Origin of the sequence: Streptomyces sp. NPDC058145 (assembly GCF_042884245.1) — a bacterium.
In the GTDB taxonomy this organism is placed as follows: Bacteria; Actinomycetota; Actinomycetes; order Streptomycetales; family Streptomycetaceae; genus Streptomyces.
The window spans coordinates 456,300-482,990 of the sequence record NZ_JBHVUH010000001.1 but is presented as its reverse complement, the minus strand read 5'-3'; the positions used below and the strand labels follow the sequence as shown (position 1 = coordinate 482,990).

The window sequence follows — 26,691 nt, the reverse complement described above, 5'->3', positions numbered from 1 at the left end:
GCGTCCGGTGCTGTGGCCGGAAGGGTTTGCCGCGAGCCGGTGAACCCTTCCGGTCGCAGCACTAGGGGAACCGGGTCCGCTCGCCCGGCCCGGACAACTCCCGCGCCTCGGGCGTCGCCTCCAGGGCCCTCAGGAAGGCGGTGGGCTCCTGATAGCGGTCCGCGGGGTCGCGGGCGAGACACGTCTCCAGCACCCCCCGCAGCTCGGCGGAGACCGGGAGATCGTCGACGGAGACCGGGTTGCGCAGGATGGCGAAGGCGATCTCCACCACGTTGGCGCCGGCGTGCAGCGGACGCCCCGCGAGGCACTGGTAGATGACCGCTCCGAGCGAGTACAGGTCGGACCTGATGTCCGCGTCCAGGGCCGACCGCACCTGCTCGGGCGCCATGTAGGCGGGGGTGCCGACCACGTCCCCGGCGTGGGTGAGGCGGATGTCCTCCGCCTCGTCCATGGCCCGTGCGATGCCGAGGTCGATGATCACGCTGCCCCGGACGGGGTGGGAGATGATGTTGGACGGCTTGAGGTCCACCCTGGACAGACTGAGGGAGTGCAGGTGGCTGAGTGCCTCGCCCAGGTTCCTGCCCATGCGGATGACGTCCGCGGCGTCGAGGGTGCCCCGCTGTCCGAGCTGCTCGTCGAGCGAGGGGCCGGCGATCAGTTCCATGATCAGCGCGGGTTCCGGGGTCTCGACCGCCGCGATGGTCCGCACGATGTTGGGGTGCCGCACCCGCAGGCCGATCTCGCCCTCGCGGCGGAAGCGCGCCAGCCAGAGGCCGTCCTCCGCCAGGTGCCCGTGCATCAGCTTGATCGCCACGCCCTCGCCGGTCCGCAGGTCGCGTCCCTGGTACACCGCCCCCATGCCACCGGAGCCGATCATGTTGTGCACCTCGTACCGGTCGGCCAGGCGGGTGATCGGAGGCAGCCGGCCCGAGAGCGTGAGCGAGGACTGGGCGGCGGGCGCCGGCTGGGGGACGGCCCCGCGGTCCCCACGCAGCACCGTGGTGGTGTCGGCATCGGCCCTGCCGCCTCCCGGGTCGCCGCCGATGCGGGGCAGCGAGGGGGCCGGCAGCCGCAGCTCCGCGCGTTCGTTCTCGTTGTGCCGGGCCAGGCCCGCCACCTGGCCGGAGTAGGCGTCGGTGAGCCGGTAGCGGGTGACACCGGCGTCCTGCGGATTTCCGTACACGGTGGCGTCCGGACGGCCGGGCTCGCTCACCACCTCGAGGACGCGGTGCCGGGCGAGGTGACGCAGCAGCCGTTCGACCGTGGGGGTGTCCAGCCGCAGCAGCGGGTCGAGCTGCCCGCGGCCGGTCACGTCCTCCGCCGTGAACACCCGGCCGCGGCTGCGCAGCGCCCACTCGGTCACGTGGTACCCGCCCAGCCGCCAGCGGTCGTCGTCGATCGGGACCGGGGCCATCATGCTCGTCGCGGTCGAGGCGACGGCTTCCGAGACGATCGCGTCCAGGTGGCTGTAGAACAGGACCCGCTGCCAGTCGTCGGGGCCCAGGTGCACCGAGGGACGTCCGGTGCCGTCCCACATGACCAGGGAGTTCAGCTCCTGCAGCAGCCGGCGCGGGACTCCCCTGGACTTGAAGCGCAGGTAGGAGACCAGCATGCCCAGCCGGAGGGCCTCGCCCTCGGATCCGCTCAGGTCCAGGGTGTGGTGCGGCTCCCCGGCGGGGGCCGGGACCGGCGCCGGCATGGGCCGCAGGCCCAGTTCCGCCCGCGCCCGTCCGGTCAGCTCGGTGACCAGGCGCTCCGGCGCCGCCCACAGGCACGGCACGTACATCCGCCAGGCGAAGACGCTCTCGTACAGACCGTTGCCCCGGTCCGCGTCCGTGAGGGCCCGGTCGTTCAGGTCGGGGCCGGCCACCAGGATGAAGTGGGCACCGCGCGCGGTGAGCACGTTCTTGAGCGAGCCGAGGAGTCTCTCCAGGTCGGCGATCGCGTCGTCGGCGTCGTCGGTCAGCTTGTCGATCTCGTCGAGGACGACGACCGGATGGATGCGCAGCCGGGGCCTGGGGCGGCGCAGCAGGCCGCGCCGGGCGGGACGGCCGTCCCGGCCGCTGAGCAGCTGGATGATGCGCACCAGGTCGTGCTCGACGTCGGTCTCCGAGTACGCGAGGAACGCGGCTTCGGTGGTGCGGGACCTCGTCCGCTTGCCCGTCATGCTGAGCGTGGGTGCCGCGGCGGCGAGCGGACCGCGCTGGAAGCCCACGCCCAGTGTGCCGCCGCGCTCGCTGCCCTCCGACTGGGTCTGGGTGAAGGACAGGGAGGTCCGGGTGTAGGCGAGCAGCAGCGATTCCTGGATCTCGGGCGGAAGCCGCTCGAAGAGCCCCTGGTCGTCCAGGGTCTCGAAGATCCGGCGGACCAGGGCGAAGAGCAGCTGGTCCGGCTCCATCCGGCGGGCGACGCTCAGATGCACGGTCAGCAGGGCGTCGTGGTCGGGACGCCGTTCGTCAGGTCCGCCCGCGGTGGGAGGGGAGAGCGCCTGGGTGAGGGCGCGCAGGACGAGGGTGGTCTTGCCGACCCCGCGGAATCCGGTGATCAGGAAGGTGCCGCCGTGCGAGTACACCAGCCGCTCGCGCAGCAGGCCGACGAGTTCCTCGTGGCCGAGGACCGGGATCGACGTGTCTCCGACGGGTAACGGCTCGTGGATGTAACGGAATCCCCGATGCAGCGGCACGTGCAGCACGGCTGTCTCCCCCTTCGCCGGAGCAACAGGGTATGCCTCGCCGGCTCCCCGACGGGCGGAGATGAGCGGCGGCGGAAGTGGCACCGCCCCGCCCGCGGTGGGGGCGCCGACCGACGGCGCCCCCACCGGGCGGAGGTCAGGCCAGCGGCCCCGTCACGGACTCGACGGCGGCGACGAGACGCCCTCCGCGGACGAAGGCGTCGGCGGCGGCCAGGTCGGGGGCCAGGAAGCGGTCCGGGCCCGGACCCCGCACGCCGGCGGCGCGCACGGCGTCGATCACCGCACGGGAGGCGGGGGCCGGGCTCAGGCCCTCGCGCAGCTCGATGGCGCGGGTGGCCGCGTACAGCTCGACGGCGATGATCCGGGCGAGGTTCCCGACGGCGGTGCGCAGCTTGCGCGCGGCCGACCAGCCCATGGACACGTGGTCCTCCTGCATGGCGGAGGACGGGATGGAGTCGGCGGAGGCCGGGACGGCCAGCCGCTTCATCTCGCTGACCAGCGCGGCCTGCGTGTACTGGGCGATCATCAGGCCGGAGTCGACGCCGGCGTCGTCGGCGAGGAACGGCGGCAGGCCGTGGCTGCGGTTCTTGTCCAGCAGCCGGTCGGTGCGGCGCTCGGCGATGGAGCCGAGGTCGGCGGCCGCGATGGCGAGGAAGTCCAGGACGTAGGCGACGGGCGCGCCGTGGAAGTTGCCGTTGGACTCGACCCGTCCTCCCCCAGAGCCGAAAGCCTGGGAGGTGCCCCCAGGCAGCACCACGGGGTTGTCGATGGCGGAGGCCAGCTCGCGCTCGGCGACCAGGCGGGCGTGCGCGAGGGTGTCCCGGCCGGCGCCGGCGACCTGCGGGGCGCAGCGCACCGAGTAGGCGTCCTGGACGCGGGGGGCGTCGTCCTGGTGGTGGCCGGTGAGCTGGGAGCCCTTGAGCACGGCCAGCATGTTGGCGGCGGAGGCGCCCTGGCCCGGGTGCGGGCGGATGGCGTGCAGTTCGGGAGCGAGCACCCGGTCCGTGCCGAGCAGCGCCTCCATGCTGAGGGCGGCGGTGACGTCGGCGGACTTGTACAGGGTGTCGAGGTCGGCGAGGGCCATGACCAGCATGCCGAGCATGCCGTCGGTGCCGTTGAGGAGGGCGAGCCCCTCCTTCTCGCGCAGTTCCACGGGGGCGATCCCGTGCTCGGCGAGCAACTCGCCGGCGGGCCGGACGACGCCGTCGGGGCCCTCGGCGTCCCCCTCGCCCATGAGGGTCAGGGCGCAGTGGGAGAGCGGGGCGAGGTCACCGGAGCAGCCCAGGGAGCCGTACTCGTGCACGACCGGGGTGATCCCGGCGTTGAGCACGTCGGCCATGGTGTGCGCGACCTCGGGCCGGACCCCGGTGTGTCCGGAGCAGACGGTCTTCAGCCGCAGGAACATCAGGGCGCGTACGACCTCGCGCTCGACCCGCGGGCCCATGCCGGCGGCGTGCGAGCGGACGATGTTGCGCTGTAGCTGGGCGCGCAGTTCCTGGCTGATGTGCCGGGTCGCCAGGGCTCCGAAACCGGTGGAGACGCCGTAGACCGGTTCGGGCTTGGCCGCCAGGGCGTCCACGATCTCCCGGGCCGCCGCGAGGGCCGCCACCGCCTCGGCCGACAGCTCGATGCGGGCACCGCCGCGCGCCACGGCGAGAACGTCGGACGCCGTGACACCGGACGTCCCCACCACCACAGTGTGCATATCCATATTCAGGAGCGTACGCATTGAATGCGTTGGTGTCACTAGTGGAGCGCGGGAGCACCCCTTACCGTCCAGTGAGCTTCACCTCAGGGCAGCCGGCCCCGGAAGCGGCGCCGCTCGGCCCGCTCCGGCGGGGGCTCGTCGGCGAGGCGTACGACGGGGTCGTCCGGCCCCTCCCGGCCCGCCACCACCGGCCGGTCCGCGCCCAGCGCCTTGGCCCGGTACTGCGCGGCGTCGGCCAGCCGGAAGAGCCGCCGGGCGTCGTGCACCGGCCCGATCGGATCCTCGGTCGAGGCGACGCCGCAGGCCACCCCCTCGCCCAGTTCCAGTTCCCCGGCGCGCCGGCACAGCTCGTCCGCCGCCTTGACCACGTCGTCGGCGGGCGGGCCCGCCACCAGCAGACAGAACTCGTCGCCGCCGAGCCGCGCGGCGAGCGCGCCCGGCACCATCGCCCCGCACAGCGAGAGCACCGAGCCGAACCGCTCCAGCAGCCGGTCGCCGACGGCGTGCCCGAGGGTGTCGTTGACCCGCTTGAGCCCGTTGAGATCGCAGACGACGAGACTGACGACCACGCCCCGCGTGCGGTGCCGCTCGACGGCCTCCTCCAGCCGCACGTCCACGGCACGGCGGTTGGCGAGACCGGTGAGGGAGTCGGTGAACGCCAGCCGGCGGGCCTCCTCCAGCCGCTCGGTCTGGGCCAGCCCGGCGGCGACGACCGCGGCCAGCACGGTGGCGAAGTCGGCGTCCGGGGGCCCGAACACCGGCGCGCTGACCGCCCGTGCCACGTACAGCTCGCCCCACGCCCGGCCGTGCAGCACGACCGGGGCGACCACGCAGCAGCCCCGGCCACGGCGGCGCAGCGCGGCCACCCGCTGATGGAAGTAGCCGCGGTCGCCGGCGGCCGTGCCCTCGGCGGTCTCCACCCAGGCGTTCGGGCCGCCCCCGCCCACCCAGCGCTCGTGCAGGAACTCGGTGATCTCCGGGAACTGGTGCACCGGATAGGTCTCGGCCTCCGGGAACTCCTCCTCGTCCGGGCGGCGCTCCCCCACGTTCACCAGCACCCGCAGCCGGCCCAGGTCGCGCTCCCACACCGACAGCGCGGCGAAGTTGCCGTCCAGTGCCCAGCACGCGCCGAGCGCGGCGGCGCGCCACGACTCCATCGGTGCACGCGCCGCGGCCATCCCCTGAGCCAGCGCCACCACCGCGGCCAGCCGCTTGTCCTCACCCATTGCTCCAGATTAGGAAGAAAATGGGATGAACAGGAACATCAAGACGCCGCCGCTGACTCAACGTGACGGTCCGGCCCGGCGTGACCGCGGCGGACCTCCACACCCGGCAGGGCCCCGGCGGGAATCACCCCCGGGCCACCCCGGGCGGGAAAGCCCAGGCGGCGCCCCGCGCCCTCACTCCCCCGGCCACTGCGGCCTGCGCTTCTCGTTGAAGGCCGCCACACCCTCCGCCCGGTCCCCGGAGAACGCCACCGACCGCCATGCCGCGTCCTCGACCTCCAGCCCGGCCCGCAGATCCAGCCCGTGCCCCAGCCGCAGCGCCCGCTTGGCGGCCCGCAGCCCCACCGGCGAGTTCCCGGCGATCCGCGCCGCCAGCGCCAGCGCCTCCTCGCGGTCCCGGCCCTCCTCCACCAACTGGTCCACCAGCCCGAGACCGGTGGCCTCCGCCGCGTCCAGCCGACGTGCCGTGAAGATCAGCTCGGCCGCCCGGGCCGCACCGACCCGCCGCGGCAGCAACTGCGTACCGCCGCCGCCCGGGATCACGCCCACCGACACCTCCGGCAGCCCCACCACCGCCGTCGGGTCGGCCACGATCAGGTCGCAGGACAGCGCCAGCTCGAACCCGCCGCCCAGCGCGAAGCCGTGCACCGCCGCGATCGTCGGCATCGGCAGCTCCAGCACCCCGGTGTACGCCCCGCGCGCCACCGGCCGCTGCTTCACCAGGTCGGCGTCGCTGAAGGAGTTCCGCTCCTTCAGGTCGGCCCCGACGCAGAACGCGCGCTCGTGCGAGGAGGTCAGCACGACCACCCGCGCCTCCCGGTCGGCGGCGAGCGCCGCACACGCGCCCGCGAGGGAGCGGGCCATCTCCGTCGAGACGGCGTTCATGGCCTTGGGCCGGTCCAGCACCAGCTCCGCCACGTGCCCGTGCCGCCGCACCAGCACGAACTCCCCGTACCGCTCCTCGCTCATGACACCCTCCGGTTAACGCGGGTTAACTCACTGTCGGCCCGATCATCGCAGCCGCACCCCGCCCCGGGAAAGGGCAGCCTGTACCGCCGCCCTATACACCCGTTCGAGTGACATCCCGGCCGTCTCACCCCACACCGCCCACGGGAGCGCATAACGTGCGCTCCGCGCCACGGTGGGGAGGGGACCTCATGAGACCGATACGCGCCCGGTCCGGTTCCGGGGAAACGAATCAGCAGACCGACGCGGCGGAGACCGCCACGCTTTCCGCCCGCCGCGGCCGGCACCGCAAGCCCAGCCCCCGCAAGGTGCTGCTCACCGCCGGAGGTCTGGCGCTGGCCGCCGGCGTCCTCAGCCTCGTCCGGGCCGCACCGGAGTCCGGCGTCGGCGCCCCGCACACGGCGCAGGCCGAGCCCCGTCTCGACCCGAGCGGCGGCGCCACCGCCCGCTCCACCGACACGGCCGCCACCATGGGCACCGCCCGCACGACCCGACCCTCCGCCACCTCGGCCATGGGCGGGGTGAGCGCGGCCCCGACGGCTCCGGCGGAGATCGACGAGGCCGTCCCCGGCCGCTCGGCCACCCGCGTCCCGCCCCCGAGCGGCACCGGCGCCCAGACCACCGGCCCACGGCGTACCGATCCGGCCACGGCCACACCGCACTCCTCGCCCCCGGCCCCCGTGCCGACCAGGACCACACCCGCGCCCGCGCCCACCCCGAGCCGCGGCACGACGGCCCCGCCCACCTGGGACGACGGACTGTGCCTACCGGTGATCGGCCTCTGCGTGGACGTGCCGGGCGGCGGTCAGGACTGACCGTCGCGGCGGCTGAGCAGCCATGGCTCGACCACACCGAGCCCACGCACCGGGCGCTGCCACATCGGCTGGAGCGCGAAGCGGTACGACGGCGGCTCCTCGCCCTCCTTCTCCGCGGCGGCCGCGGCCTCGGCGGCCGCCGCCTCCGAGGCGGGCGCCTCCTTGGCGCGGATCAGTTCCTCGGCGAAGGCGCTGTCCACCAGCACGGCATCGCGCGGGGCTATGGAGGTCAGCCGGGAGGCGAGGTTGACGGTCGTGCCGAAGACATCGCCCATGCGCGTGGTGACCGTGCCGAACGCCATGCCGACCCGCAGCTCCGGCATCGTCTCGTCGTTGGCCATCGTCTCGACCAGCCGCAGCGCGATGTCGGCGGCCGTGCCCCCGTCGTCGGCGACGTAGAGCACCTCGTCGCCGAGCGTCTTGATGAGCCGCCCGCCGCGCGCCGCCACCAGGTCGGCGGCCGTGGTCTCGAAGGCCTCGACCAGCTCGCCGAGCTCCTCCTCCTCCATCCGCCGGGTCAGCCGCGTGAAGCCGACCAGGTCGGCGAAGCCGACCGCGAGCCGCCGGTCGACCATCTCCTCGTCGTCGGCGGTCTGCACGACCCGGCCGGCCGAGGCGGCGAGCTGCCGCCGCCACACGTAGACCAGGAACTCCTCGAGCTCGGGCAGCAGCAGCTCGACGATCGGATAGGTGACCTCGGTGCGGGTCATGCCCGGCTCGGGCGGCTCGGTCAGTCCTTCCAGGAAGGAATCGATCTGCCATTCGGCCAACCGGGCGGTGGTCTGCCCCGTGGACCGGGCCACCTGCACCGCCATGGCCTCGCTCAGCAGTCCCGCCTCGACCAGACCGGCGAGCCGCCGCAGGGCCAGTACGTCGGCCTCGGTGAGCGCCTTGGCCTGCCCGATGTCGGCGAAGCCCATGGCCCGCCAGAAGCGGGACGCCAGCTCCATGGAGACACCGGCGCTGCGGGCCGCCTGGAACGGGGTGTAGCGCCGCTCGGCGCCGAGAATGAGCTGCTCGAGACGCAGGGCGAGCGGATCCTCGCCGGAGTCGGCGTCGTGGGGATCCACCCGCGCGTCCGCGCCGGAGCCCGTGTCGTCGACGGTCACGCCTGCTGCCCTTCCGATCTGCCACGGTCAGGTACGACCGGCCTCAACTCTACGGCAGGTGTGCGCCAGCTCACTCCGTCGGGTTGAGCCGGGGGTCCGCCTCCCGGCACCGGTCGACCGACGCGTCTCGCCGCCGGCCGTCTCGGGGGCTGCCGCCCCCGAACCCCGCGACCGGACCACATCCAGGACACCACCCATCGCCCCCGACCGCGGGCCGGCGGGGGCCGTTCGTGCGGTACCCCGCGCCCCTTCGGAGGCGCTCCCGGCTGCGGGAAAGCGCAACGCCCCCGGCCGGGCCCAGCACCGGGCACCATCCCGTCGCCCCGATCGCGGGGGCCGTTCGCGCAGTTGCCCGCACTCCTGCACGGGGGCGCTCCCCCTACGCGGGCCGCAGATGCACGATGTCGCCCGCGCCCACCGGCTCCCGCACCCCCGCCTCCGTGGCGATGACCAGTCGGCCGTCGCCGTCGATCGCGATCGCCTCCCCCACCACGGAGCGGTCCCCGGGCAGCTCCGCCCGTACCGTGCGCCCCAGCGTCGCGCACCCCGCCGCGTAGGTCTCCTGCAGTCCGCTGGCGGCAGGGTCGCCCCCCGCCGAACGCCACCGCCCGTACCAGTCCTCCAGCGACCGCAGCACGGCCCGCAGCAGCGGATCCCGGTCCGTGCTGACCGCCCCGGCCAGTGCCAGCGACCCCGCCTGCGGCACCGGCAGTTCCTGCGCCCGCAGGCTGACGTTGATGCCCACGCCGATGACGACCCCGTCGTCCCCCGCCCGTTCCGCGAGGATGCCGCCGGTCTTGCGCTCCTCGCCGCCGACGGTCACCAGCAGGTCGTTGGGCCACTTGAGTGCCGTGTCCACGCCGGCCGCGCGGGACAGCCCCGTCGCCACCGCGACACCGGTGAGCAGCGGCAGCCAGCCCCAGCGGGCCACCGGCACCTCGGCCGGCTCGAGCAGCACCGAGAAGAACAGGCCGGACCGCGGCGGCGCGGTCCACTGCCGGTCCAGCCGGCCCCGCCCGGCCGTCTGCTCCTCGGCGACCAGCACCGCGCCCTCGCCCGCCCGGCCGGCCGCGGCCCTGGCCACCAGGTCGGAGTTGGTGGATCCGGTCCGCTGGACCAGCTCCACCTCCGACCACAGCCCGCCCTCCCGCACCAGCCCGCGCCGCAGCGCCGCGGCGTTAAGGGGCGGGCGGTCCAGATCGGACCAGCGGTTGTCGTCTGATGCATTCTGCGGCGTCATGCAAGTCACCCTAGGTGTGGGAAACGCCGCACTGCTGATGCGCAGCGGCACCACTACGCTACGGATGAGTAACCGTCCCCCCTTTTGAGCAGGCAGGGAGCCGCGATCCCGATGTCCGAGCCGGAAGAGCGCCAAGAGATCGACATCCACACGACCGCGGGGAAACTCGCGGATCTGCAGCGCCGTATCCACGAGGCGACGCATGCCGGCTCGGAGCGCGCCGTCGAGAAGCAGCACGCCAAGGGCAAGCTGACGGCGCGTGAGCGCATCGAACTCCTCCTCGACGAGGGTTCCTTCGTCGAGCTCGACGAGTTCGCCCGCCACCGCTCCACCAACTTCGGCCTGGAGAAGAACCGCCCGTACGGCGACGGCGTCGTGACCGGCTACGGCACGGTCGACGGCCGCCCGGTCGCGGTGTTCTCCCAGGACTTCACCGTCTTCGGCGGCGCCCTCGGCGAGGTCTACGGCCAGAAGATCGTCAAGGTGATGGACTTCGCGCTGAAGACCGGCTGCCCGGTCATCGGCATCAACGACTCCGGTGGCGCGCGCATCCAGGAAGGCGTGGCCTCCCTCGGCGCCTACGGCGAGATCTTCCGCCGCAACACCCACGCGTCCGGGGTGATCCCGCAGATCAGCCTGGTCGTCGGCCCGTGCGCGGGCGGTGCGGTGTACTCGCCGGCGATCACCGACTTCACGGTCATGGTCGACCAGACCTCGCACATGTTCATCACCGGCCCGGACGTCATCAAGACGGTCACCGGTGAGGACGTCGGCTTCGAGGAGCTGGGCGGCGCCCGCACCCACAACTCCGCCTCCGGCGTGGCCCACCACATGGCCGGGGACGAGAAGGACGCCATCGAGTACGTCAAGCAGCTGCTGTCGTACCTGCCGTCCAACAACCTCAGCGAGGCCCCGGTCTTCGCGGAGGAGGCGGACCTCACCGTCAACGCCGAGGACCTGGAGCTGGACACCCTGGTCCCGGACAGCGCGAACCAGCCGTACGACATCCGCACGGTGATCGAACACGTCCTGGACGACGCGGAGTTCTTCGAGACGCAGGCGCTGTTCGCGCCGAACATCGTCACCGGCTTCGGACGGGTCGAGGGCCACCCGGTGGGCATCGTCGCCAACCAGCCGATGCAGTTCGCCGGCTGCCTGGACATCGACGCCTCGGAGAAGGCCGCCCGCTTCGTGCGGACCTGCGACGCCTTCAACGTCCCGGTGCTCACCTTCGTCGACGTGCCGGGCTTCCTGCCGGGCGTCGACCAGGAGCACACCGGCATCATCCGGCGCGGCGCCAAGCTGATCTTCGCCTACGCCGAGGCGACGGTCCCGCTGATCACCGTCATCACCCGCAAGGCGTTCGGCGGTGCCTACGACGTCATGGGCTCCAAGCACCTGGGCGCCGACCTCAACCTGGCCTGGCCGACCGCCCAGATCGCCGTCATGGGCGCCCAGGGGGCCGTCAACATCCTGCACCGCCGCACCATCGGCGAGGCGGAGGGCTCAGGAGAGGGCGAGGCCACCCGGGCCCGGCTGATCCAGGAGTACGAGGACGCCCTCCTCAACCCCTACGTCGCGGCCGAGCGGGGCTACATCGACGCGGTGATCATGCCGTCCGACACCCGCTCCCACATCGTCCGCGGTCTGCGTCAACTGCGCACGAAGCGGGAATCCCTGCCTCCGAAGAAGCACGGCAACATCCCCCTGTAGGACCTGCGGGGCCCGTCCGGCGGACCACGGCGGACCGGCCCCGCCCCGCGGACCCCTGGAGCGGTCATGAACATCAAGGTCGTACGAGGCAATCCGACCCCGGAGGAGCTCGCCGCCGCCCTGGCGGTGGTCCGGGCCCGCGCCGTGGCGGCCGCCGCGGCGCCGCCCGGCGCGCCCGGGACGAGGGACTCGTGGTCGGACCCGGCCCGCATCGCGTCCGCGCGCCTGCCCCAGCCGGGCCCGGCGTCCTGGACCCGCAGCTACTGGCCGAGCTGAGCGCCGCGCCGGGCGCCAACTTGAGTACGGGTACTCAGGCGCCCGGCCCGAAGCCACCCGCACGCTGGAAGAATGCTGTGGTCAGACCCCGAGAACGAGCCGCCCGAAGAACTGCGCGACACGCAGGAGATGCTGCGGCGGCTCGGACTCGTCCTGGCCCTGGCGATGGTGCTGGGGATGATCGTGATCGGCCTGCGTTAGCGCGGCGCTAACCTGGCGGCATGACTGCCAAGCCACGCAGGCGACTCGTGCTCGCCTCCCAGTCCCCCGCCCGGCTCGGCCTCCTGCGCCAGGCGGGCCTCGCCCCCGAGGTGATCGTAAGCGGGGTCGACGAGGACGCCGTCACCGCGCCCACCCCGGCGGAGCTGGCGCTCGCCCTGGCCGAGGCCAAGGCCTCGGTGGTGGCGGCGAAGCCGGAGGTGCTGGGCGCCCTGGTGATCGGCTGCGACTCGGTGCTGGAGCTGGACGGGCAGGCGCTCGGCAAGCCCGCCGACGCCGAGGAGGCCACCGCCCGCTGGAAGGCCATGCGCGGGCGGGCCGGAACCCTGCAGACCGGGCACTGCGTCTGGGACACGACGGCGAAGCGCTACGTCTCCGCGACCGCCTCCACCGTCGTGCGCTTCGGTGACCCCTCGGACGAGGAGATCGCCGCGTACGTCGCCTCCGGCGAACCTCTCTACGTCGCCGGGGCGTTCACCCTGGACGGCCGTTCGGCGCCGTTCATCGAGGGCATCGACGGCGACCACGGCAACGTGATCGGCATCAGCCTGCCCCTCATCCGCCGGTTGCTGGCCGAACTGGGCGTCGGCATCACGGAGTTGTGGGCACCGGCTGAGTGACCTGGGCGGGGACGGAGTCCCGCGGCTCCTCGCCCCCGCCCCGCGGCTCGGCCGTACCGCCGTGCGCCGCGCCCACGCCCTCCGGGGACCCGGCGGCCGGCTCGTCCTCGGCCCTCGGGTCGCCGCCCGCCCCGGGGGCGCCGCCGGACACGCCCTGCTCCGGGCCGCCGTCCCGGTCGTAGCTCACCAGGAGCAGGACGACCAGGCCGAGCATCACCACCATGAACACGAAGGCCGGCCAGCCCATCAGGCTCAGCGTGAACGCCCCCAGCAGGCCGTGCACGACCGCCACGCTGATCAGCAGCACCCGGCCGAAGCCGGCGGGGGCGCGGTCGCGTATCGCCACCAGCAGGGCCACCAGGGCACACAGGGCGAAGTAGAGGCCGAAGACCAGGCCGCCGATCTTCGAGGACGTCGACATGACATCCGGGTCGAGTCCGGCCAGCGACATCTTCTGGCGCTCGACGACCATCCCGAGGAACCAGTTCAGCGCCCCGATGACGAACGCCTCGGCCACGAGGACGATCGCTACGACCCATGCCACCGGTCTGCGCACCACCGGGCCCCACCCACTCTCCAGCCAAAACCCGGTTACTCCGGGTACGTTCGCGTCATCGCGAACGCTACTAACGGGTAAACCCTGGGACAAGGGTTCGGCCACCGGCAAAGAATCATTGGGCCATTCGTAGGGACTCGACAAAGAAACGGAGTGGGGCGCGGCACCCTCTCACAGAGACCTTGACCACATGTCGGGGCTAGGGTTGCCCGGAGGAGGCCTGCCGTACCCCAGGTGCGACATGGGCTTTCGCGGGTCGAGCGGGCCTCGGATCACGCTCCGTGTGGGCAAGCTCACCATTGGGAACGGGTCGATGAGCCGTGTCGGCAGTCCCTAAACTCGGCTTGTTTCAAGGAGGGAGCCTCAATCGTGCGCAAGGTGCTCATCGCCAACCGTGGCGAAATCGCTGTCCGCGTGGCCCGGGCCTGCCGGGACTCCGGGATCGCGAGCGTGGCCGTCTACGCCGACCCGGACCGGGACGCTCTGCATGTCCGCGCCGCGGATGAGGCGTTCGCTCTGGGCGGTGACACTCCGGCCACCAGCTATCTGGACTTCGAGAAGGTGCTGAACGCCGCCCGGGAGTCGGGAGCCGATGCCATCCATCCGGGCTACGGCTTCCTCTCGGAGAACGCGGAGTTCGCGCAGGCCGTGCTGGACGCGGGCCTGATCTGGATCGGACCACCGCCGCAGGCGATCCGCGACCTGGGTGACAAGGTCGCCGCCCGGCACATCGCCCAGCGCGCCGGCGCCCCGCTGGTCGCCGGTACGCCCGACCCCGTCTCCGGCGCGGACGAGGTCGTCGCCTTCGCCGAGGAGTACGGCCTGCCGATCGCCATCAAGGCCGCATTCGGCGGCGGTGGCCGCGGTCTGAAGGTGGCCAGGACCCTCGAGGAGGTCCCGGAGCTGTACGACTCCGCGGTGCGCGAGGCGGTCGCCGCCTTCGGCCGCGGCGAGTGCTTCGTCGAGCGCTACCTCGACCGTCCGCGCCACGTGGAGACCCAGTGCCTGGCCGACAAGCACGGCAACGTGGTCGTCGTCTCCACCCGAGACTGCTCGCTGCAGCGCCGGCACCAGAAGCTGGTCGAGGAGGCCCCGGCGCCCTTCCTCTCCGAGGAGCAGGTCGCCGAGCTGTACCGCGCCTCGAAGGCCATCCTGAAGGAGGCCGGCTACGAGGGCGCCGGCACCTGTGAGTTCCTGGTCGGCCAGGACGGCACGATCTCCTTCCTCGAGGTCAACACCCGCCTCCAGGTGGAGCACCCGGTGACCGAGGAGGTCGCCGGCATCGACCTGGTCCGCGAGATGTTCCGCATCGCCGACGGCGAGGAGCTGGGTTACGACGACCCCGCGCTGCGCGGACACTCGTTCGAGTTCCGGATCAACGGCGAGGACCCGGGCCGCAACTTCCTGCCCGCCCCCGGCACGGTCACCCGCTTCGAGGCGCCGGCCGGCCCCGGCGTCCGGCTGGACGCGGGCGTGGAGGCCGGGAGTGTGATCGGCCCGGCCTGGGACTCCCTGCTCGCCAAGCTGATCGTCACCGGCCGCACCCGCAAGGAGGCCCTGGAGCGGGCCGCCCGGGCGCTGGACGAGTTCCAGGTCGAGGGCATGGCCACGGCCATCCCGTTCCACCGCGTGGTCGTCAGGGACCCGGCGTTCGCCCCCGAACTGACCGGCTCCGACGAGGCGTTCAAGGTCCACACCCGCTGGATCGAGACCGAGTTCGTCAACGAGATCAAGCCCTTCTCCGCTCCGGCCGATGCCGAAGGGGATGAGGAGACGGGCCGCGAGACGGTCGTCGTCGAGGTCGGCGGCAAGCGCCTCGAGGTCTCCCTGCCGTCCTCCCTGGGCATGTCGCTGGCCCGCACCGGCCTCGCCGCCGGCGCCAAGCCGAAGCGCCGAGCGGCCAAGAAGTCCGGCCCGGTGGCCTCCGGTGACACCCTCGCCTCCCCGATGCAGGGCACGATCGTGAAGGTCGCGGTGGAGGAGGGCCAGGAGGTCAAGGAGGGCGACCTGGTCGTCGTCCTCGAGGCCATGAAGATGGAGCAGCCGCTCAACGCCCACAGGTCCGGCACCATCAAGGGCCTGAACTTCGAGGTGGGCGCCTCGGTCACGTCCGGTGCCGCGATCTGCGAGATCAAGGACTGACAGCAGGCATTCCCGAACACCGACGCCCGGTGGCGCCCGACAGGGCCCGCCGGGCGTCCGGTTTCCACGGGCCGCCCCGCGGACACGGGTCCGGGCGGCCGGCCTCGGGGGCACGGGGCTGTGCCGGTGTGCGGCTCGGCCGCGTGGCCGCGAGGGGCCAGGAGGCACCCGCACCCGTCCGGCGACCCGAAGCCCCGCGGCGAACCGACGGACCGGCGACTCGAAGCCCTACAGCGAACCGACGGACCGACGTACCGGCGGCCCGAAGCCCTACGGCGAACCGGCGGCCTCGGCGCCCGTGACGGCCCCTCAGCGCCCGCATGAAGGCCCCTCAGGCGCCGGTGAAGCCCCCAGAGCCCGCGTGAGACCCCTCAGCGCCCGTGAAACGCTCAGCGCCTGCGCAGGTCGGCGACGCGACCCCGCTCGGCCCCGGACGGCTGGTCCCCGAGCATCCCCCGCAGCGCGCCCCCCGCGACCTGCCCCCGACGGGGCCCCGGCAGCGAGGAGGACCTCTGCTGCCGGGCCGCGGGCATGGGTTCAGCCACCGGGTTTCCCCCCGCCCCTGCCACAGCGATCTGCACGCCCTGGTCGGCGAGGGCCTGCAGCTCCGTGCCGGCGCGGTCGTCGTGCGCGGGCGGCTCGTCGGTGACCAGGCGGGTGATGACGTCGGTCGGCACCGTCTGGAACATCGTGTCGGTGCCCAGCTTGGTGTGGTCGGCGAGGACCACGACCTCGGCGGCGGCCTGCACCAGTGCCCGGTCGACGGACGCCGCGAGCATGTTGGACGTGGACAGCCCGCGCTCCGCGGTGAGCCCGCTCCCGGACAGGAAGGCCTTGGAGACCCTGAGCCCCTGGAGGGACTGCTCCGCGCCGGACCCGACGAGGGCGTAGTTGGAGCCGCGCAGGGTGCCGCCGGTCATCACGACCTCCACCCGGTTGGCGTGGGCCAGCGCCTGTGCCACCAGCAGGGAGTTGGTGACGACGGTCAGCCCGGGCACCCGCGCGAGCCGGCGTGCCAGCTCCTGCGTGGTGGTGCCCGCCCCGACCACGATGGCCTCGCCCTCTTCCACGAAGCCGGCGGCGAGGTCGGCGATGGCCGTTTTCTCGGCGGTCGCGAGATGGGACTTCTGCGGAAAGCCGGACTCCCGCGTGAACCCGCCCGGCAGTACCGCACCGCCGTGCCGGCGGTCGAGGAGTCCTTCTGCCTCCAGTGCGCGCACGTCCCGCCGTACGGTCACTTCGGAGGTCTGGACGACGCGGGCGAGTTCACGGAGCGACACGGCTCCGTTCGCTCGCACCATTTCGAGAATCAATTGGCGACGTTCTGCAGCGAACACGAAACTGACAGTAACCCCAACGACCGTCTGGTTTCAGCAGTTTGCGCCGAATAACAGAAGTTGTTCGCACGGCAGAGCGGGAGGTGATATAAGGACCTAGTCCGCCCGCCTATGCCGCACGCATGCTCGACAACTCCCCGTGACCAGCGCGGAGTCGGCCGGTGCCGGTCAGGCCTCGATGCCCGCCTTGCGCGTGTGCAACTGCCGTGCCACCTCCGCGATCGACCCCGAAAGCGAGGGGTACACCGTGAAGGCCTTCGCGATCTGCTCGACCGTCAGATTGTTGTCGACGGCGATCGAGATGGGGTGGATCAGTTCCGAGGCGCGCGGCGCGACGACGACACCGCCGACGACGATCCCGGTGCCCGGCCGGCAGAAGATCTTGACGAAGCCGTCCCGGATGCCCTGCATCTTGGCGCGCGGGTTGCGCAGCAGGGGCAGCTTCACCACCCGGGCGTCGATCTTGCCCGCGTCCACGTCCGCCTGGCTGTAGCCGACGGTGGCGATCTCGGGGTCGGTGAAGACGTTGGAGGAGACCGTCTTCAGGTTCAGCGGGGCCACCGCGTCGCCGAGGAAGTGGTACATGGCGATGCGTCCCTGCATCGCCGCGACCGACGCGAGCGCGAAGACACCCGTGACGTCACCGGCCGCGTACACGCCCGGAGCGGTCGTGCGCGACACCTTGTCGGTCCAGATGTGCCCGGAGTCGCGCAGCTTGACACCGGCCTCCTCCAGACCCAGGCGCGCGCTGTTGGGGATGGCGCCCACGGCCATGAGGCAGTGCGAGCCGGTGATGACCCGGCCGTCGGCCAGCGTCACCTCGACCCGGTCGCCGACGCGCTTGGCGGACTGCGCGCGGGAGCGGGCCATGACGTTCATGCCCCGGCGGCGGAAGACGTCCTCGAGGACGGCGGCGGCGTCCGGGTCCTCGCCCGGCAGCACCCGGTCCCGGGAGGAGACCAGGGTGACCTTGGACCCCAGCGCCTGGTAGGCGCCCGCGAACTCGGCGCCGGTGACGCCGGAGCCGACCACGATCAGTTCTTCCGGCAGCTCGGTGAGGTCGTAGACCTGCGTCCAGTTGAGGATGCGCTCGCCGTCGGGCCGGGCGTCGGGGAGCTCGCGCGGGTGACCGCCGGTGGCGATGAGGACGGCGTCGGCGGTGAGGGTCTCCTCGGTGCCGTCGGCGGCGGTGACGACGACCTTGCGGGAACCGTCCAGGGCCTGCATGCCGTCGAGCCGGCCCCGGCCGCGCATGACCCGGGCACCGGCCCGGGTGACGGACGCGGTGATGTCGTGGGACTGGGCGAGCGCCAGGCGCTTCACCCGGCGGTTGACCTTGCCGAGGTCCACGCCGACCACCCGGGCCGCCTGCTCCAGCGGCGGGGTGTCGTCGGCGACGATGATGCCCAGCTCCTCGTAGGAGGAGTCGAAGGTGGTCATCACCTCGGCCGTAGCGATAAGGGTCTTCGACGGCACGCAGTCGGTCAGCACCGACGCTCCGCCCAGACCGTCGCAGTCGACGACGGTCACCTCCGCGCCGAGCTGGGCGGCCACCAGGGCCGCTTCATATCCGCCGGGTCCGCCACCGATGATCACGATCCGAGTCACGTAGCCCATTGTCCCGCACGCTTCAAGGTGCGACTGCCCGGGGGCGCCCACCGATGCCTCCGGTACATGAGGGACGGGAGTTTCGGCTGCCGTACCCTTCGTGCATGTCGCTCTATGCCGCTTACGCCGGCAACCTCGACGCCCGGCTGATGTCCCGCCGCGCCCCGCACTCCCCGCAGCGCGCCGTGGGCTGGCTGAACGGCTGGCGGCTCACCTTCGGCGGCGAGCATCTGGGCTGGGAGGGGGCGCTGGCGACGATCGTCGAGGAGCCGGGGGCCCAGGTCTTCGTCGGCCTGTACGACATCGCACCGATGGACGAGGAGTCCCTCGACCGGTGGGAGGGCGTGGGCCTGGAGATCTACCGCCGCGTCCGGGTCCGCGTGCACACCCTCGACGGCGAGGAACCGTCCTGGGTGTTCGTCCTCAACGGCTACGAGGGCGGGCTGCCCTCGGCCCGCTACCTGGGCGAGATCGCGGACGCGGCGGAATCGGCGGGCGCGCCCCACGACTACGTGATGGAGCTGCGCAAGCGGCCGTGTTAGCCGCGCACCGGACCCCGGACGGGACCTTGTCTCGTTGGAAACGACAAGACAACGATCGCCATCCCGTTGACTCCGTCATCTACGCGCGTAGGCGAGAAGCGGCTACCCTCGTCTGCGTGAACGCATCTCTTCTTCCGGACGACATCCAGGGCGATCCCTACGCCGCCGCCGACGCCGCCGCCGCGCGCCTGCGCGAACTGACCGGCGCCGAGACCCACGACGTCGCCCTCGTGATGGGCTCCGGCTGGGCTCCGGCCGTCGACGCCCTTGGCGCCCCCGACGCCGAGTTCCAGGTCACCGAGCTGCCCGGCTTCCCGCCGCCGGCCGTCGAGGGGCACGGCGGCAAGATCCGCTCGTACTCCTTCGGTGACAAGCGCGCCCTGGTCTTCCTCGGCCGTACGCACTACTACGAGGGACGCGGGGTCGCCGCCGTCGCGCACGGCGTCCGCACGGCCGTCGCCGCCGGCTGCAAGACCGTGGTCCTCACCAACGGCTGCGGCGGCCTGCGCGAGGGCATGCGCCCGGGCCAGCCGGTGCTGATCAGCGATCACATCAACCTGACGGCGACCTCGCCGATCGTCGGCGCCAACTTCGTCGACCTCACCGATCTCTACTCCCCGCGCCTGCGCGCCCTGTGCAAGGAGATCGACTCCAGCCTGGAGGAGGGCGTCTACGCGCAGTTCCCCGGCCCGCACTACGAGACCCCGGCGGAGATCCGCATGGCCCGCGTCATCGGCGCGGACCTGGTCGGCATGTCCACGGTGCTCGAGGCGATCGCCGCCCGCGAGGCCGGCGCCGAGGTGCTGGGCATCTCCCTGGTCACCAACCTCGCCGCGGGCATGACCGGCGAGCCGCTGAACCACGAGGAGGTCCTGCAGGCGGGCCGCGACTCGGCGGCGCGCATGGGACAGCTGCTGACGCGGGTACTGGGCAGGATCTGAGAGACCGCCCGCCCGCCGGCCGGGCCGGTGGGGCGGTGCGGAACGGGGGTCCGGGGGCGAAGCCTCCGGCAGGAACTGAGGAGAGGTTGATCCCAAGGTGCACGACGAACTCATCGCCAAGGCCAAGGCATGGCTCGCCGAGGACCCCGACCCGCGCACCCGCGAGGAACTGGCCGGGCTGATCGACGCCGGTGACGTGCCCGAACTGTCGGCCCGGTTCTCCGGCACCCTCCAGTTCGGCACCGCGGGCCTGCGCGGCGAGCTGGGCGCCGGCCCGATGCGCATGAACCGCGCGGTCGTCATCCGTGCCGCGGCCGGCCTCGCCGCCTACTTGAGGAAGAACGGGGCCCCCCACGGGGACCACGACGCCGGGCTGGTCGTCATCGGCTACGACGCCCGCCACATGTCCGCCGACTTCGCCCGGGACACCGCCGCCGTGGTGACCGGCGCCGGACTGCGGGCCGCCGTGCTGCCGCGTCCCCTGCCCACCCCGGTCCTGGCGTTCGCCATCAGGCACCTGGGCGCGGTCGCGGGCGTGGAGGTCACCGCCAGCCACAACCCGCCCCGGGACAACGGCTACAAGGTCTACCTCGGCGACGGCTCCCAGATCGTCCCGCCCGCCGACGCGGAGATCGCCGCCGAGATCGACGCGATCGCCTCGCTGAACGACGTCCCCCGTCCGGAGTCCGGCTGGGCGACGCTGGACGACGCGGTCCTGGACGCCTATCTGGCCCGTACGGACGCCGTCCTGGCCGCCGGCTCCCCGCGTACCGCACGCACGGTCTACACGGCGATGCACGGCGTCGGCCGGGACGTCCTGCTGGCCGCGTTCGCCCGCGCCGGGTTCCCGGAGCCGGTGCTGGTCGCCGAGCAGGCCGACCCGGACCCGGACTTCCCGACGGTGGCCTTCCCCAACCCGGAGGAGCCGGGCGCCATGGACCTGGCGTTCGCACGGGCCCGCGCCACCGACCCGGACCTGGTCATCGCCAACGACCCGGACGCCGACCGCTGCGCCGTGGCCGTCAGGGACGGCGCCGACTGGCGGATGCTGCGCGGCGACGAGGTGGGCTCGCTGCTCGCCGCCCATCTGGTCGGGCGCGGGGCCACCGGCACCTTCGCGGAGTCGATCGTCTCCTCCTCCCTCCTCGGGCGTATCGCCGAGAGCGCGAAGCTCCCGTACGAGGAGACCCTGACCGGCTTCAAGTGGATCGCCCGCGTGGACGGCCTGCGCTACGGCTACGAGGAGGCGCTCGGCTACTGCGTCGACCCGGAGGGTGTGCGGGACAAGGACGGCATCACCGCCGCGCTGCTGATCACCGAGCTGGCCTCGGTGCTCAAGGAGCAGGGCCGCACCCTGCTCGACCTGCTCGACGACCTGGCCGTGGAGCACGGGCTGCACGCGACCGACCAGCTCTCGGTCCGCGTCGAGGACCTCTCCGTCATCTCGGACGCGATGCGCCGGCTGCGCGAGCAGCCCCCGACCGAGCTGGCGGGCCTGGCCATCACCCGCGCCGAGGACCTGACCCTCGGTACGGACCGGCTCCCGCCCACCGACGGCCTGCGCTACACACTCGACGGCGCCCGGGTCATCGTCCGCCCCAGCGGCACCGAGCCCAAGCTGAAGTGCTACCTGGAGGTCGTCGTCCCGGCCCCCGACCACACCGCCCTCCCGGCGGCCCGCACCAGGGCCGGCGAACTCCTGGCGGCCCTGAAGCGGGACCTGTCGGCGGCTGCGGGTCTCTGAGCGGGCCTTCTTCCGCGATCACCCACGCCACCCGGCCCTGCCCCGCCACCGTGACCGGTGTCCCTGTGCGCGCACCGTGTCACGGAGCGGGGTCGGGTCCGTGGGGGACGGTATGACGTCGGACAGGCGGAACGCCTCGGGAGCGAGGCGGACGAGCCGGGCTGGGAGGTCGATCCGGACGACGAGTGGGGCGTCGCCGTGATCGCGACGGTCGGGCGGCAGCTCAGGCCGCGCCGCGAGGCCGCCGGGGTACGCGCCCCGGAATCCGGCCGGGCCGTCGGCTACGGCGAGGACATGGTCTACAAGATCGAGGCCGGCAGGGGAGTCGCGGGCCTTCATCGAGCAACTCCTGGGAGCCATGATCCACGAGGCCGTCCCTGGGAACTCCACGCAACCCGCGTGGTTCAAGAGCAGCTACAGCGGCGGCACCGACGGCGAGTCCTGCGTCGAGATCGCGACAGCACCCCGTACCGTCCACGTCCGCGACTCCAAGAACACCAGCGAACCCCCGCCTGGCGCTCTCCCCCGCGGCCTGGGCCGACTTCCCGCCCTACGCCGCCGGCCGGCCTCAGCCCACCGCCAGCAGCACCGCGAGCAGCACCGCGCCGGCGACCGCGGGGGCGATCACCTCGTAGGCCCAGCGCACCGTCACCTCGCCCTGGGCCGTCTTGGCCGGTCCCCGGCGCTCCACGGTCGCCCGCAGGTCGTCGATGATCTGGTCGCTCTCCGCGCGGGTCGGCCCGTCATGGTCGCCGAGGGCGCCGCCGAGGCCGAAGCCGCCGGACTTGCCGCCCCGGGCCGCCGCGTCCGCGCGGGCCTGCCGGCGTGCCGCCTTCTTGCGGGCGCGCAGCGAGACGGGGACGGCCCAGAGCTGGTACTTGTCGCCCGAGTTGGCCACGACCTCGTTGGTGTAGCCGGAGCGCAGGGAGGCGACCTCGCCCCAGGGCAGGGTGACCGACCGGAAGGGGTTGCGGACCCGGAGCCGGTCCTCGCCCGAGAACACCGCCGGGCGCAGCGTGAAGGCGACCACCAGCGGCACGGCGAGGATCAGCGTGGCGAGCGCCAGCCAGGGGGTGCGCCCGTGCCCGCGGACCAGCGCGTCGAAGCCCAGCCAGCAGGCGAGCGCCAGCAGCAGCACACCGGCGACGAGTGCCAGGGGCGAGCGGTAGATCACGTCCTTGGCGGTGGGCCGCGGCTCGGGTGACTGGTGGTCCGGGGTCGTCATGGTGCCGATTCTGCCCGACGCCGGCGAAGCGTTCCCGCGCGCCCCGGTCCCGGCGCTCGTCCGTGATCGCCGGGCAGGTGCCGAGCACCCGGGGGTATACATCCGCTACGCGCGTAGATATGCTCGTCTGGTGACCATGCCCACCACTGCATCCCCCGCACAGCCTTTCGCTGACGTCACCGCGTCCGACAGCACGCTGCGCCGCTTCCTCCACGGGCTGCCCGGCGTCGACGCGGTCGGCCTGGAGGCGCGCGCCGCGTCTCTCGGTACCCGTTCCATCAAGACCACCGCGAAGGCGTACGCCATCGACCTCGCCATCTCGATGGTCGACCTGACGACGCTGGAAGGCGCGGACACCCCGGGCAAGGTCCGGGCGCTCGGCGCCAAGGCGGTCCATCCGGACCCGACGGACCGCGCCACCCCCGCGACCGCGGCCGTCTGCGTCTACCCCGACATGGTGGCCACCGCCAAGGAGGCCGTCGCCGGTTCCGGCGTGAAGGTCGCCTCGGTCGCCACCGCCTTCCCGGCCGGCCGGGCCGCCCTCGGGGTGAAGCTGGCCGACGTCCGGGACGCCGTCGCGGCGGGCGCCGACGAGATCGACATGGTCATCGACCGTGGCGCGTTCCTCTCGGGCAAGTACCTCAAGGTGTACGACGAGATCGTCGCCGTGAAGGAGGCCTGCGGCACGAGCGCCCGGCTGAAGGTCATCTTCGAGACCGGCGAGCTGTCGACGTACGACAACATCCGCCGGGCGAGCTGGCTGGGCATGATCGCGGGGGCCGACTTCATCAAGACCTCGACCGGCAAGGTGGCGGTGAACGCCACGCCCGCCAACACCCTGCTCATGCTGGAGGCCGTCCGCGACTTCCGCGCCCAGACCGGCGTCCAGATCGGCGTGAAGCCGGCCGGCGGCATCCGCACCACCAAGGACGCCATCAAGTTCCTGGTCCTGGTCAACGAGACCGCGGGCGAGGACTGGCTGGACAACCACTGGTTCCGCTTCGGCGCCTCCTCGCTCCTGAACGACCTGCTGATGCAGCGTCAGAAGCTGGCCACCGGCCGCTACTCCGGCCCCGACTACGTGACGGTGGACTGATCACCATGGCATCCGCATTCGATTACGCACCGGCGCCCGAGTCCCGCGCGGTCGTCGACATCGCCCCCTCCTACGGCCTCTTCATCGACGGCGAGTTCACCGAGGCCGCCGCCGGCAAGGTCTTCAAGACGGTCTCCCCGTCCACGGAGGAGGTGCTCTCCGAGGTCGCGCAGGCCGGCGCCGAGGACGTCGACCGCGCCGTGCGGGCCGCCCGCAAGGCCTTCGAGAAGTGGTCGGCGCTGCCCGGCTCCGAGCGCGCCAAGTACCTGTTCCGCATCGCCCGCATCATCCAGGAGCGCAGCCGCGAGCTGGCGGTCCTGGAGACGCTGGACAACGGCAAGCCGATCAAGGAGACCCGGGACGCGGACCTCCCGCTGGTCGCCGCGCACTTCTTCTACTACGCGGGCTGGGCCGACAAGCTCGGCCACGCCGGGTTCGGCACGGACCCGAAGCCCCTCGGTGTCGCCGGCCAGGTGATCCCGTGGAACTTCCCGCTGCTGATGCTGGCGTGGAAGATCGCCCCGGCGCTGGCGACCGGCAACACGGTCGTGCTGAAGCCGGCCGAGACCACCCCGCTGTCGGCCCTGTTCTTCGCGGACATCTGCCGCCAGGCGGGCCTGCCCAGGGGCGTCGTCAACATCCTCCCGGGCTACGGCGACACGGGCGCCGCGCTCGTCGCGCACCCGGACGTGAACAAGGTCGCGTTCACCGGGTCGACGAACGTCGGCAAGGAGATCGCGCGGACCGTCGCCGGCACCCGCAAGAAGCTCACCCTCGAACTGGGCGGCAAGGGCGCCAACATCGTCTTCGACGACGCGCCCATCGACCAGGCCGTCGAGGGCGTCGTGAACGGCATCTTCTTCAACCAGGGCCAGGTCTGCTGCGCGGGCTCCCGGCTGCTGGTCCAGGAGTCCATCCACGACGAGCTGCTCGACTCCCTCAAGCGCCGGCTGTCCACCCTGCGGCTCGGCGACCCGCTCGACAAGAACACCGACATCGGCGCGATCAACTCCGCCGAGCAGCTCGCCCGGATCACCGCGCTGGCCGAGCAGGGTGAGGCGGAGGGCGCCGAGCGCTGGTCCCCCGCCTGCGAACTGCCGGGCTCCGGTTACTGGTTCGCGCCGACGCTCTTCACGAACGTCACCCAGGCGCACACCGTCGCCCGCGACGAGATCTTCGGCCCGGTGCTGTCGGTCCTCACCTTCCGCACGCCCGACGAGGCGGTCGCCAAGGCCAACAACACCGCGTACGGCCTGTCGGCGGGTATCTGGTCCGAGAAGGGCTCCCGGATCCTTGCCGTCGCGGGCAAGCTGCGCGCCGGTGTCGTCTGGTCCAACACGTTCAACAAGTTCGACCCGACCTCGCCGTTCGGCGGCTTCAAGGAGTCGGGCTTCGGCCGCGAGGGCGGCCGCCACGGCCTGGAGGCGTACCTCGATGTCTGATCGGCTCAGTGTCTTCAAGACCTACAAGCTGTACGTCGGCGGGAAGTTCCCGCGTTCCGAGAGCGGCCGGGTGTACGACGTGACCGACGCAAAGGGCAAGTGGCTGGCCAACGCCCCGCAGTCCTCCCGCAAGGACGCCCGTGACGCGGTGGTCGCCGCGCGCAAGGCGTTCGGCGGCTGGTCCGGCGCGACCGCCTACAACCGCGGCCAGGTCCTCTACCGCGTCGCGGAGATGCTGGAGGGCCGCCGGGAGCAGTTCGTCCGGGAGGTCGCGGACGCCGAGGGCCTGTCGAAGTCGAAGGCGGCCGCGGTCGTTGACGCCACGATCGACCGCTGGGTCTGGTACGCGGGCTGGACCGACAAGATCGCCCAGGTGGTGGGCGGCGCCAACCCGGTCGCGGGCCCGTTCTTCAACCTCTCCTCCCCCGAGCCGACCGGCGTGGTCGCCGTCCTGGCCCCGCAGGAGTCGTCGTTCCTCGGGCTGGTCTCGGTCGTGGCCCCGGTGATCGCCACCGGCAACACGGCGGTCGTGATCGCCTCCGAGAAGGCCCCGCTGCCCGCCCTGTCCCTGGGTGAGGTGCTGGCCACCTCCGACGTCCCCGGCGGTGTCGTGAACATCCTGTCGGGCCGTACGGCGGAGATCGCCGCGCCGCTGGCCGCGCACCAGGACGTCAACGCGATCGACCTCGCGGGCGCCGACGAGGTACTGGCCAAGGAGCTGGAGATCGCGGCGGCGGACAACCTCAAGCGCGTCCTTCGTCCACAGCCTGTGGATTACTTCGAGACGCCGGGAACCGACCGCCTGACGGCGTTCCTGGAGACCAAGACGGTCTGGCACCCGACGGGCTCCCTGGGCGCCTCCGGCTCGTCGTACTGAGCCGGCCCACGCCCTGCACGAGCGAGCCGCGTCACCCCTCCGTCCGGGGGTGGCGCGGCTCTTCGTCGTACCGGGGCGTCGGCCGGGGGGCGCGGGTCAGCCCAGCGGCGCGCTCTGGGAGGCGCCCCGCGGGTCCATGACCTGCCCCAGCGCCGGCAGGCTCCCGAGCGAATCCGCCTCGGCCACCGGCCGGGTCAGATCGCGTGAGCTGACCGGCTTGAAGTCGGCGATCTGGGTGCCGACGCCGTTGTCCAGCGGGTCGACGCCGGTGCCCGCGAGCGGGTTGGGCTTGAGGCCGGAGACCGGGCCGGTGGCGTAGCCGACCGTGCCGGTGAGGGACGTCAGGCCCGCGGCCGGGTCGAGGTCGCCGAGCGAGGCGGGCGCGTCGGCGAGCCGGGCGCCGCCGTCCGCGTGCGCGGACGCCGCGCCCGCTCCCAGCGCCGCTCCGGCGGCCGCGAGGGCGATCAGGGCGCGCTGCACGGTGGGGTGCGGGGAGGAAGTGTGTCGGGCCATCGCTTGGGCCGCCTTCTGGTGCGCAGGGTAAACAGATCAGCACGTAGGGTAGTTGAGATGTGACGCGCGCTCCAAAGCCGACCC

The 26,691-nt window shown here is 72.7% G+C and carries 23 protein-coding genes and 2 pseudogenes; 14 read left to right on the top strand and 11 right to left on the bottom strand.

Annotation, left to right across the window (positions count from 1 at the left end):
* Window positions 1–61: 61 nt before the first annotated feature.
* The 4 genes from ACFVVO_RS02330 to ACFVVO_RS02315 form a co-directional block, all read right to left on the bottom strand.
* Window positions 62–2,692, bottom strand: a complete 2,631-nt coding sequence (locus ACFVVO_RS02330) for a serine/threonine-protein kinase (RefSeq protein ID WP_390051077.1) — start codon at window positions 2,690–2,692, stop codon at window positions 62–64.
* Between the two features lie 136 nt (window positions 2,693–2,828).
* Complete coding sequence (gene hutH, locus ACFVVO_RS02325; RefSeq protein WP_390051569.1) at window positions 2,829–4,397, bottom strand: histidine ammonia-lyase; 1,569 nt, start codon at window positions 4,395–4,397, stop codon at window positions 2,829–2,831.
* Window positions 4,398–4,483: 86 nt separating this feature from the next.
* Entirely contained in the window at window positions 4,484–5,626 is a 1,143-nt protein-coding gene (locus tag ACFVVO_RS02320) for a diguanylate cyclase domain-containing protein (RefSeq protein WP_390051076.1), read from the bottom strand.
* Between the two features lie 174 nt (window positions 5,627–5,800).
* Window positions 5,801–6,595 carry an enoyl-CoA hydratase/isomerase family protein gene (locus ACFVVO_RS02315; protein WP_390051075.1) on the bottom strand — a complete coding sequence of 265 codons (795 nt, stop codon included), beginning with the start codon at window positions 6,593–6,595 and terminating at the stop codon, window positions 5,801–5,803.
* A gap of 188 nt (window positions 6,596–6,783) precedes the next feature.
* On the opposite strand from ACFVVO_RS02315, the gene ACFVVO_RS02310 reads away from it, so the two are divergent.
* Complete coding sequence (locus ACFVVO_RS02310; RefSeq protein WP_390051074.1) at window positions 6,784–7,407, top strand: hypothetical protein; 624 nt, start codon at window positions 6,784–6,786, stop codon at window positions 7,405–7,407.
* Here ACFVVO_RS02310 and ACFVVO_RS02305 read toward each other — a convergent pair.
* Both ACFVVO_RS02305 and ACFVVO_RS02300 read right to left on the bottom strand, forming a co-directional pair.
* Complete coding sequence (locus tag ACFVVO_RS02305) at window positions 7,398–8,516, bottom strand: adenylate/guanylate cyclase domain-containing protein (RefSeq protein WP_390051073.1); 1,119 nt, start codon at window positions 8,514–8,516, stop codon at window positions 7,398–7,400. The two genes, ACFVVO_RS02310 and ACFVVO_RS02305, sit on opposite strands and share 10 nt — an antisense overlap.
* A gap of 379 nt (window positions 8,517–8,895) precedes the next feature.
* Complete coding sequence (locus ACFVVO_RS02300; protein WP_390051072.1) at window positions 8,896–9,756, bottom strand: biotin--[acetyl-CoA-carboxylase] ligase; 861 nt, start codon at window positions 9,754–9,756, stop codon at window positions 8,896–8,898.
* 111 nt (window positions 9,757–9,867) lie between these two features.
* On the opposite strand from ACFVVO_RS02300, the gene ACFVVO_RS02295 reads away from it, so the two are divergent.
* The 4 genes from ACFVVO_RS02295 (at window position 9,868) to ACFVVO_RS02280 (ending at window position 12,584) form a co-directional block, all read left to right on the top strand.
* On the top strand, window positions 9,868–11,469 hold the full coding sequence (locus ACFVVO_RS02295) for an acyl-CoA carboxylase subunit beta (protein ID WP_390051071.1): 1,602 nt from the start codon (window positions 9,868–9,870) through the stop codon (window positions 11,467–11,469).
* Window positions 11,470–11,535: 66 nt separating this feature from the next.
* Complete coding sequence (locus ACFVVO_RS02290) at window positions 11,536–11,745, top strand: acyl-CoA carboxylase epsilon subunit (RefSeq protein ID WP_390051070.1); 210 nt, start codon at window positions 11,536–11,538, stop codon at window positions 11,743–11,745.
* 72 nt (window positions 11,746–11,817) lie between these two features.
* The gene (gene mmpB, locus ACFVVO_RS02285) at window positions 11,818–11,946 is read left to right on the top strand and encodes a morphogenic membrane protein MmpB (RefSeq protein WP_268894155.1); all 129 of its coding nucleotides are present in this window, start codon (window positions 11,818–11,820) and stop codon (window positions 11,944–11,946) included.
* Window positions 11,947–11,966: 20 nt separating this feature from the next.
* Entirely contained in the window at window positions 11,967–12,584 is a 618-nt protein-coding gene (locus tag ACFVVO_RS02280; RefSeq protein WP_390051069.1) for a Maf family protein, read from the top strand.
* On the opposite strand, the gene ACFVVO_RS02275 is transcribed toward ACFVVO_RS02280, so the two are convergent.
* Window positions 12,556–13,128: a hypothetical protein gene (locus tag ACFVVO_RS02275; protein WP_390051068.1), complete on the bottom strand. Its 573-nt coding sequence runs from the start codon at window positions 13,126–13,128 to the stop codon at window positions 12,556–12,558. The genes ACFVVO_RS02280 and ACFVVO_RS02275 overlap by 29 nt on opposite strands.
* Window positions 13,129–13,509: 381 nt before the next feature.
* Between ACFVVO_RS02275 and ACFVVO_RS02270 the strand changes: the two genes are divergently transcribed.
* The gene (locus tag ACFVVO_RS02270; RefSeq protein WP_390051067.1) at window positions 13,510–15,282 is read left to right on the top strand and encodes an acetyl/propionyl/methylcrotonyl-CoA carboxylase subunit alpha; all 1,773 of its coding nucleotides are present in this window, start codon (window positions 13,510–13,512) and stop codon (window positions 15,280–15,282) included.
* Window positions 15,283–15,671: 389 nt separating this feature from the next.
* Here ACFVVO_RS02270 and ACFVVO_RS02265 read toward each other — a convergent pair whose 3' ends face one another.
* Window positions 15,672–16,595: a DeoR/GlpR family DNA-binding transcription regulator gene (locus ACFVVO_RS02265; protein WP_390051567.1), complete on the bottom strand. Its 924-nt coding sequence runs from the start codon at window positions 16,593–16,595 to the stop codon at window positions 15,672–15,674.
* 192 nt (window positions 16,596–16,787) lie between these two features.
* A complete protein-coding gene (locus tag ACFVVO_RS02260; protein WP_390051066.1) occupies window positions 16,788–18,236 on the bottom strand; it encodes an NAD(P)H-quinone dehydrogenase in 1,449 nt (482 codons plus the stop codon).
* 95 nt (window positions 18,237–18,331) lie between these two features.
* Between ACFVVO_RS02260 and ACFVVO_RS02255 the strand changes: the two genes are divergently transcribed.
* From ACFVVO_RS02255 to ACFVVO_RS02235, 5 genes and pseudogenes are all read left to right on the top strand, one after another.
* Window positions 18,332–18,769, top strand: coding sequence for a gamma-glutamylcyclotransferase (locus ACFVVO_RS02255; RefSeq protein ID WP_390051065.1), 438 nt, complete (start codon window positions 18,332–18,334; stop codon window positions 18,767–18,769).
* Window positions 18,770–18,885: 116 nt separating this feature from the next.
* Window positions 18,886–19,710 carry a purine-nucleoside phosphorylase gene (locus ACFVVO_RS02250; RefSeq protein ID WP_390051064.1) on the top strand — a complete coding sequence of 275 codons (825 nt, stop codon included), beginning with the start codon at window positions 18,886–18,888 and terminating at the stop codon, window positions 19,708–19,710.
* 97 nt (window positions 19,711–19,807) lie between these two features.
* A complete protein-coding gene (locus ACFVVO_RS02245) occupies window positions 19,808–21,454 on the top strand; it encodes a phospho-sugar mutase (RefSeq protein WP_390051063.1) in 1,647 nt (548 codons plus the stop codon).
* 63 nt (window positions 21,455–21,517) lie between these two features.
* Window positions 21,518–21,781 (top strand): annotated as a pseudogene (locus ACFVVO_RS02240) (helix-turn-helix domain-containing protein); the annotation flags it as partial.
* 31 nt (window positions 21,782–21,812) lie between these two features.
* Window positions 21,813–22,014, top strand: a pseudogene (locus ACFVVO_RS02235) (DUF397 domain-containing protein); the annotation flags it as partial.
* 8 nt (window positions 22,015–22,022) lie between these two features.
* Here ACFVVO_RS02235 and ACFVVO_RS02230 read toward each other — a convergent pair.
* Window positions 22,023–22,679 (bottom strand): PH domain-containing protein, encoded by a 657-nt coding sequence (locus ACFVVO_RS02230; RefSeq protein WP_390051062.1) that lies wholly within the window; start codon window positions 22,677–22,679, stop codon window positions 22,023–22,025.
* Window positions 22,680–22,809: 130 nt separating this feature from the next.
* Here ACFVVO_RS02230 and deoC point away from each other — a divergent pair, with 130 nt between their 5' ends.
* From deoC to ACFVVO_RS02215, 3 genes are read left to right on the top strand one after another with little or no spacing between them, the layout of a single operon-like run.
* On the top strand, window positions 22,810–23,775 hold the full coding sequence (gene deoC, locus ACFVVO_RS02225; protein ID WP_390051061.1) for a deoxyribose-phosphate aldolase: 966 nt from the start codon (window positions 22,810–22,812) through the stop codon (window positions 23,773–23,775).
* Window positions 23,776–23,780: 5 nt separating this feature from the next.
* The gene (locus ACFVVO_RS02220) at window positions 23,781–25,217 is read left to right on the top strand and encodes an aldehyde dehydrogenase family protein (protein ID WP_390051060.1); all 1,437 of its coding nucleotides are present in this window, start codon (window positions 23,781–23,783) and stop codon (window positions 25,215–25,217) included.
* Window positions 25,210–26,094, top strand: a complete 885-nt coding sequence (locus ACFVVO_RS02215; RefSeq protein ID WP_390051059.1) for an aldehyde dehydrogenase family protein — start codon at window positions 25,210–25,212, stop codon at window positions 26,092–26,094. Before ACFVVO_RS02220 ends, ACFVVO_RS02215 begins: the two co-directional genes overlap by 8 nt.
* 96 nt (window positions 26,095–26,190) lie before the next feature.
* Here the strand turns inward: ACFVVO_RS02215 and ACFVVO_RS02210 are convergent, their stop codons facing one another.
* Window positions 26,191–26,607 carry a hypothetical protein gene (locus tag ACFVVO_RS02210; protein WP_390051058.1) on the bottom strand — a complete coding sequence of 139 codons (417 nt, stop codon included), beginning with the start codon at window positions 26,605–26,607 and terminating at the stop codon, window positions 26,191–26,193.
* Window positions 26,608–26,691: the final 84 nt, after the last annotated feature.

Coding starts and splice junctions, on each gene's coding strand:
- ACFVVO_RS02290 (WP_390051070.1), top strand. CDS start 11,536: ATGAACATCAAGGTCGTACGAGGCAATCCGACCCCGGAGGAGCTCGCC.
- ACFVVO_RS02310 (WP_390051074.1), top strand. CDS start 6,784: ATGAGACCGATACGCGCCCGGTCCGGTTCCGGGGAAACGAATCAGCAG.
- ACFVVO_RS02320 (WP_390051076.1), bottom strand. CDS start 5,626: ATGGGTGAGGACAAGCGGCTGGCCGCGGTGGTGGCGCTGGCTCAGGGG.
- ACFVVO_RS02215 (WP_390051059.1), top strand. CDS start 25,210: ATGTCTGATCGGCTCAGTGTCTTCAAGACCTACAAGCTGTACGTCGGC.
- ACFVVO_RS02315 (WP_390051075.1), bottom strand. CDS start 6,595: ATGAGCGAGGAGCGGTACGGGGAGTTCGTGCTGGTGCGGCGGCACGGG.
- ACFVVO_RS02295 (WP_390051071.1), top strand. CDS start 9,868: ATGTCCGAGCCGGAAGAGCGCCAAGAGATCGACATCCACACGACCGCG.
- ACFVVO_RS02280 (WP_390051069.1), top strand. CDS start 11,967: ATGACTGCCAAGCCACGCAGGCGACTCGTGCTCGCCTCCCAGTCCCCC.
- ACFVVO_RS02255 (WP_390051065.1), top strand. CDS start 18,332: ATGTCGCTCTATGCCGCTTACGCCGGCAACCTCGACGCCCGGCTGATG.
- ACFVVO_RS02210 (WP_390051058.1), bottom strand. CDS start 26,607: ATGGCCCGACACACTTCCTCCCCGCACCCCACCGTGCAGCGCGCCCTG.
- ACFVVO_RS02300 (WP_390051072.1), bottom strand. CDS start 9,756: ATGACGCCGCAGAATGCATCAGACGACAACCGCTGGTCCGATCTGGAC.
- hutH (WP_390051569.1), bottom strand. CDS start 4,397: ATGCACACTGTGGTGGTGGGGACGTCCGGTGTCACGGCGTCCGACGTT.
- ACFVVO_RS02220 (WP_390051060.1), top strand. CDS start 23,781: ATGGCATCCGCATTCGATTACGCACCGGCGCCCGAGTCCCGCGCGGTC.
- mmpB (WP_268894155.1), top strand. CDS start 11,818: ATGCTGTGGTCAGACCCCGAGAACGAGCCGCCCGAAGAACTGCGCGAC.
- ACFVVO_RS02230 (WP_390051062.1), bottom strand. CDS start 22,679: ATGACGACCCCGGACCACCAGTCACCCGAGCCGCGGCCCACCGCCAAG.
- ACFVVO_RS02260 (WP_390051066.1), bottom strand. CDS start 18,236: ATGGGCTACGTGACTCGGATCGTGATCATCGGTGGCGGACCCGGCGGA.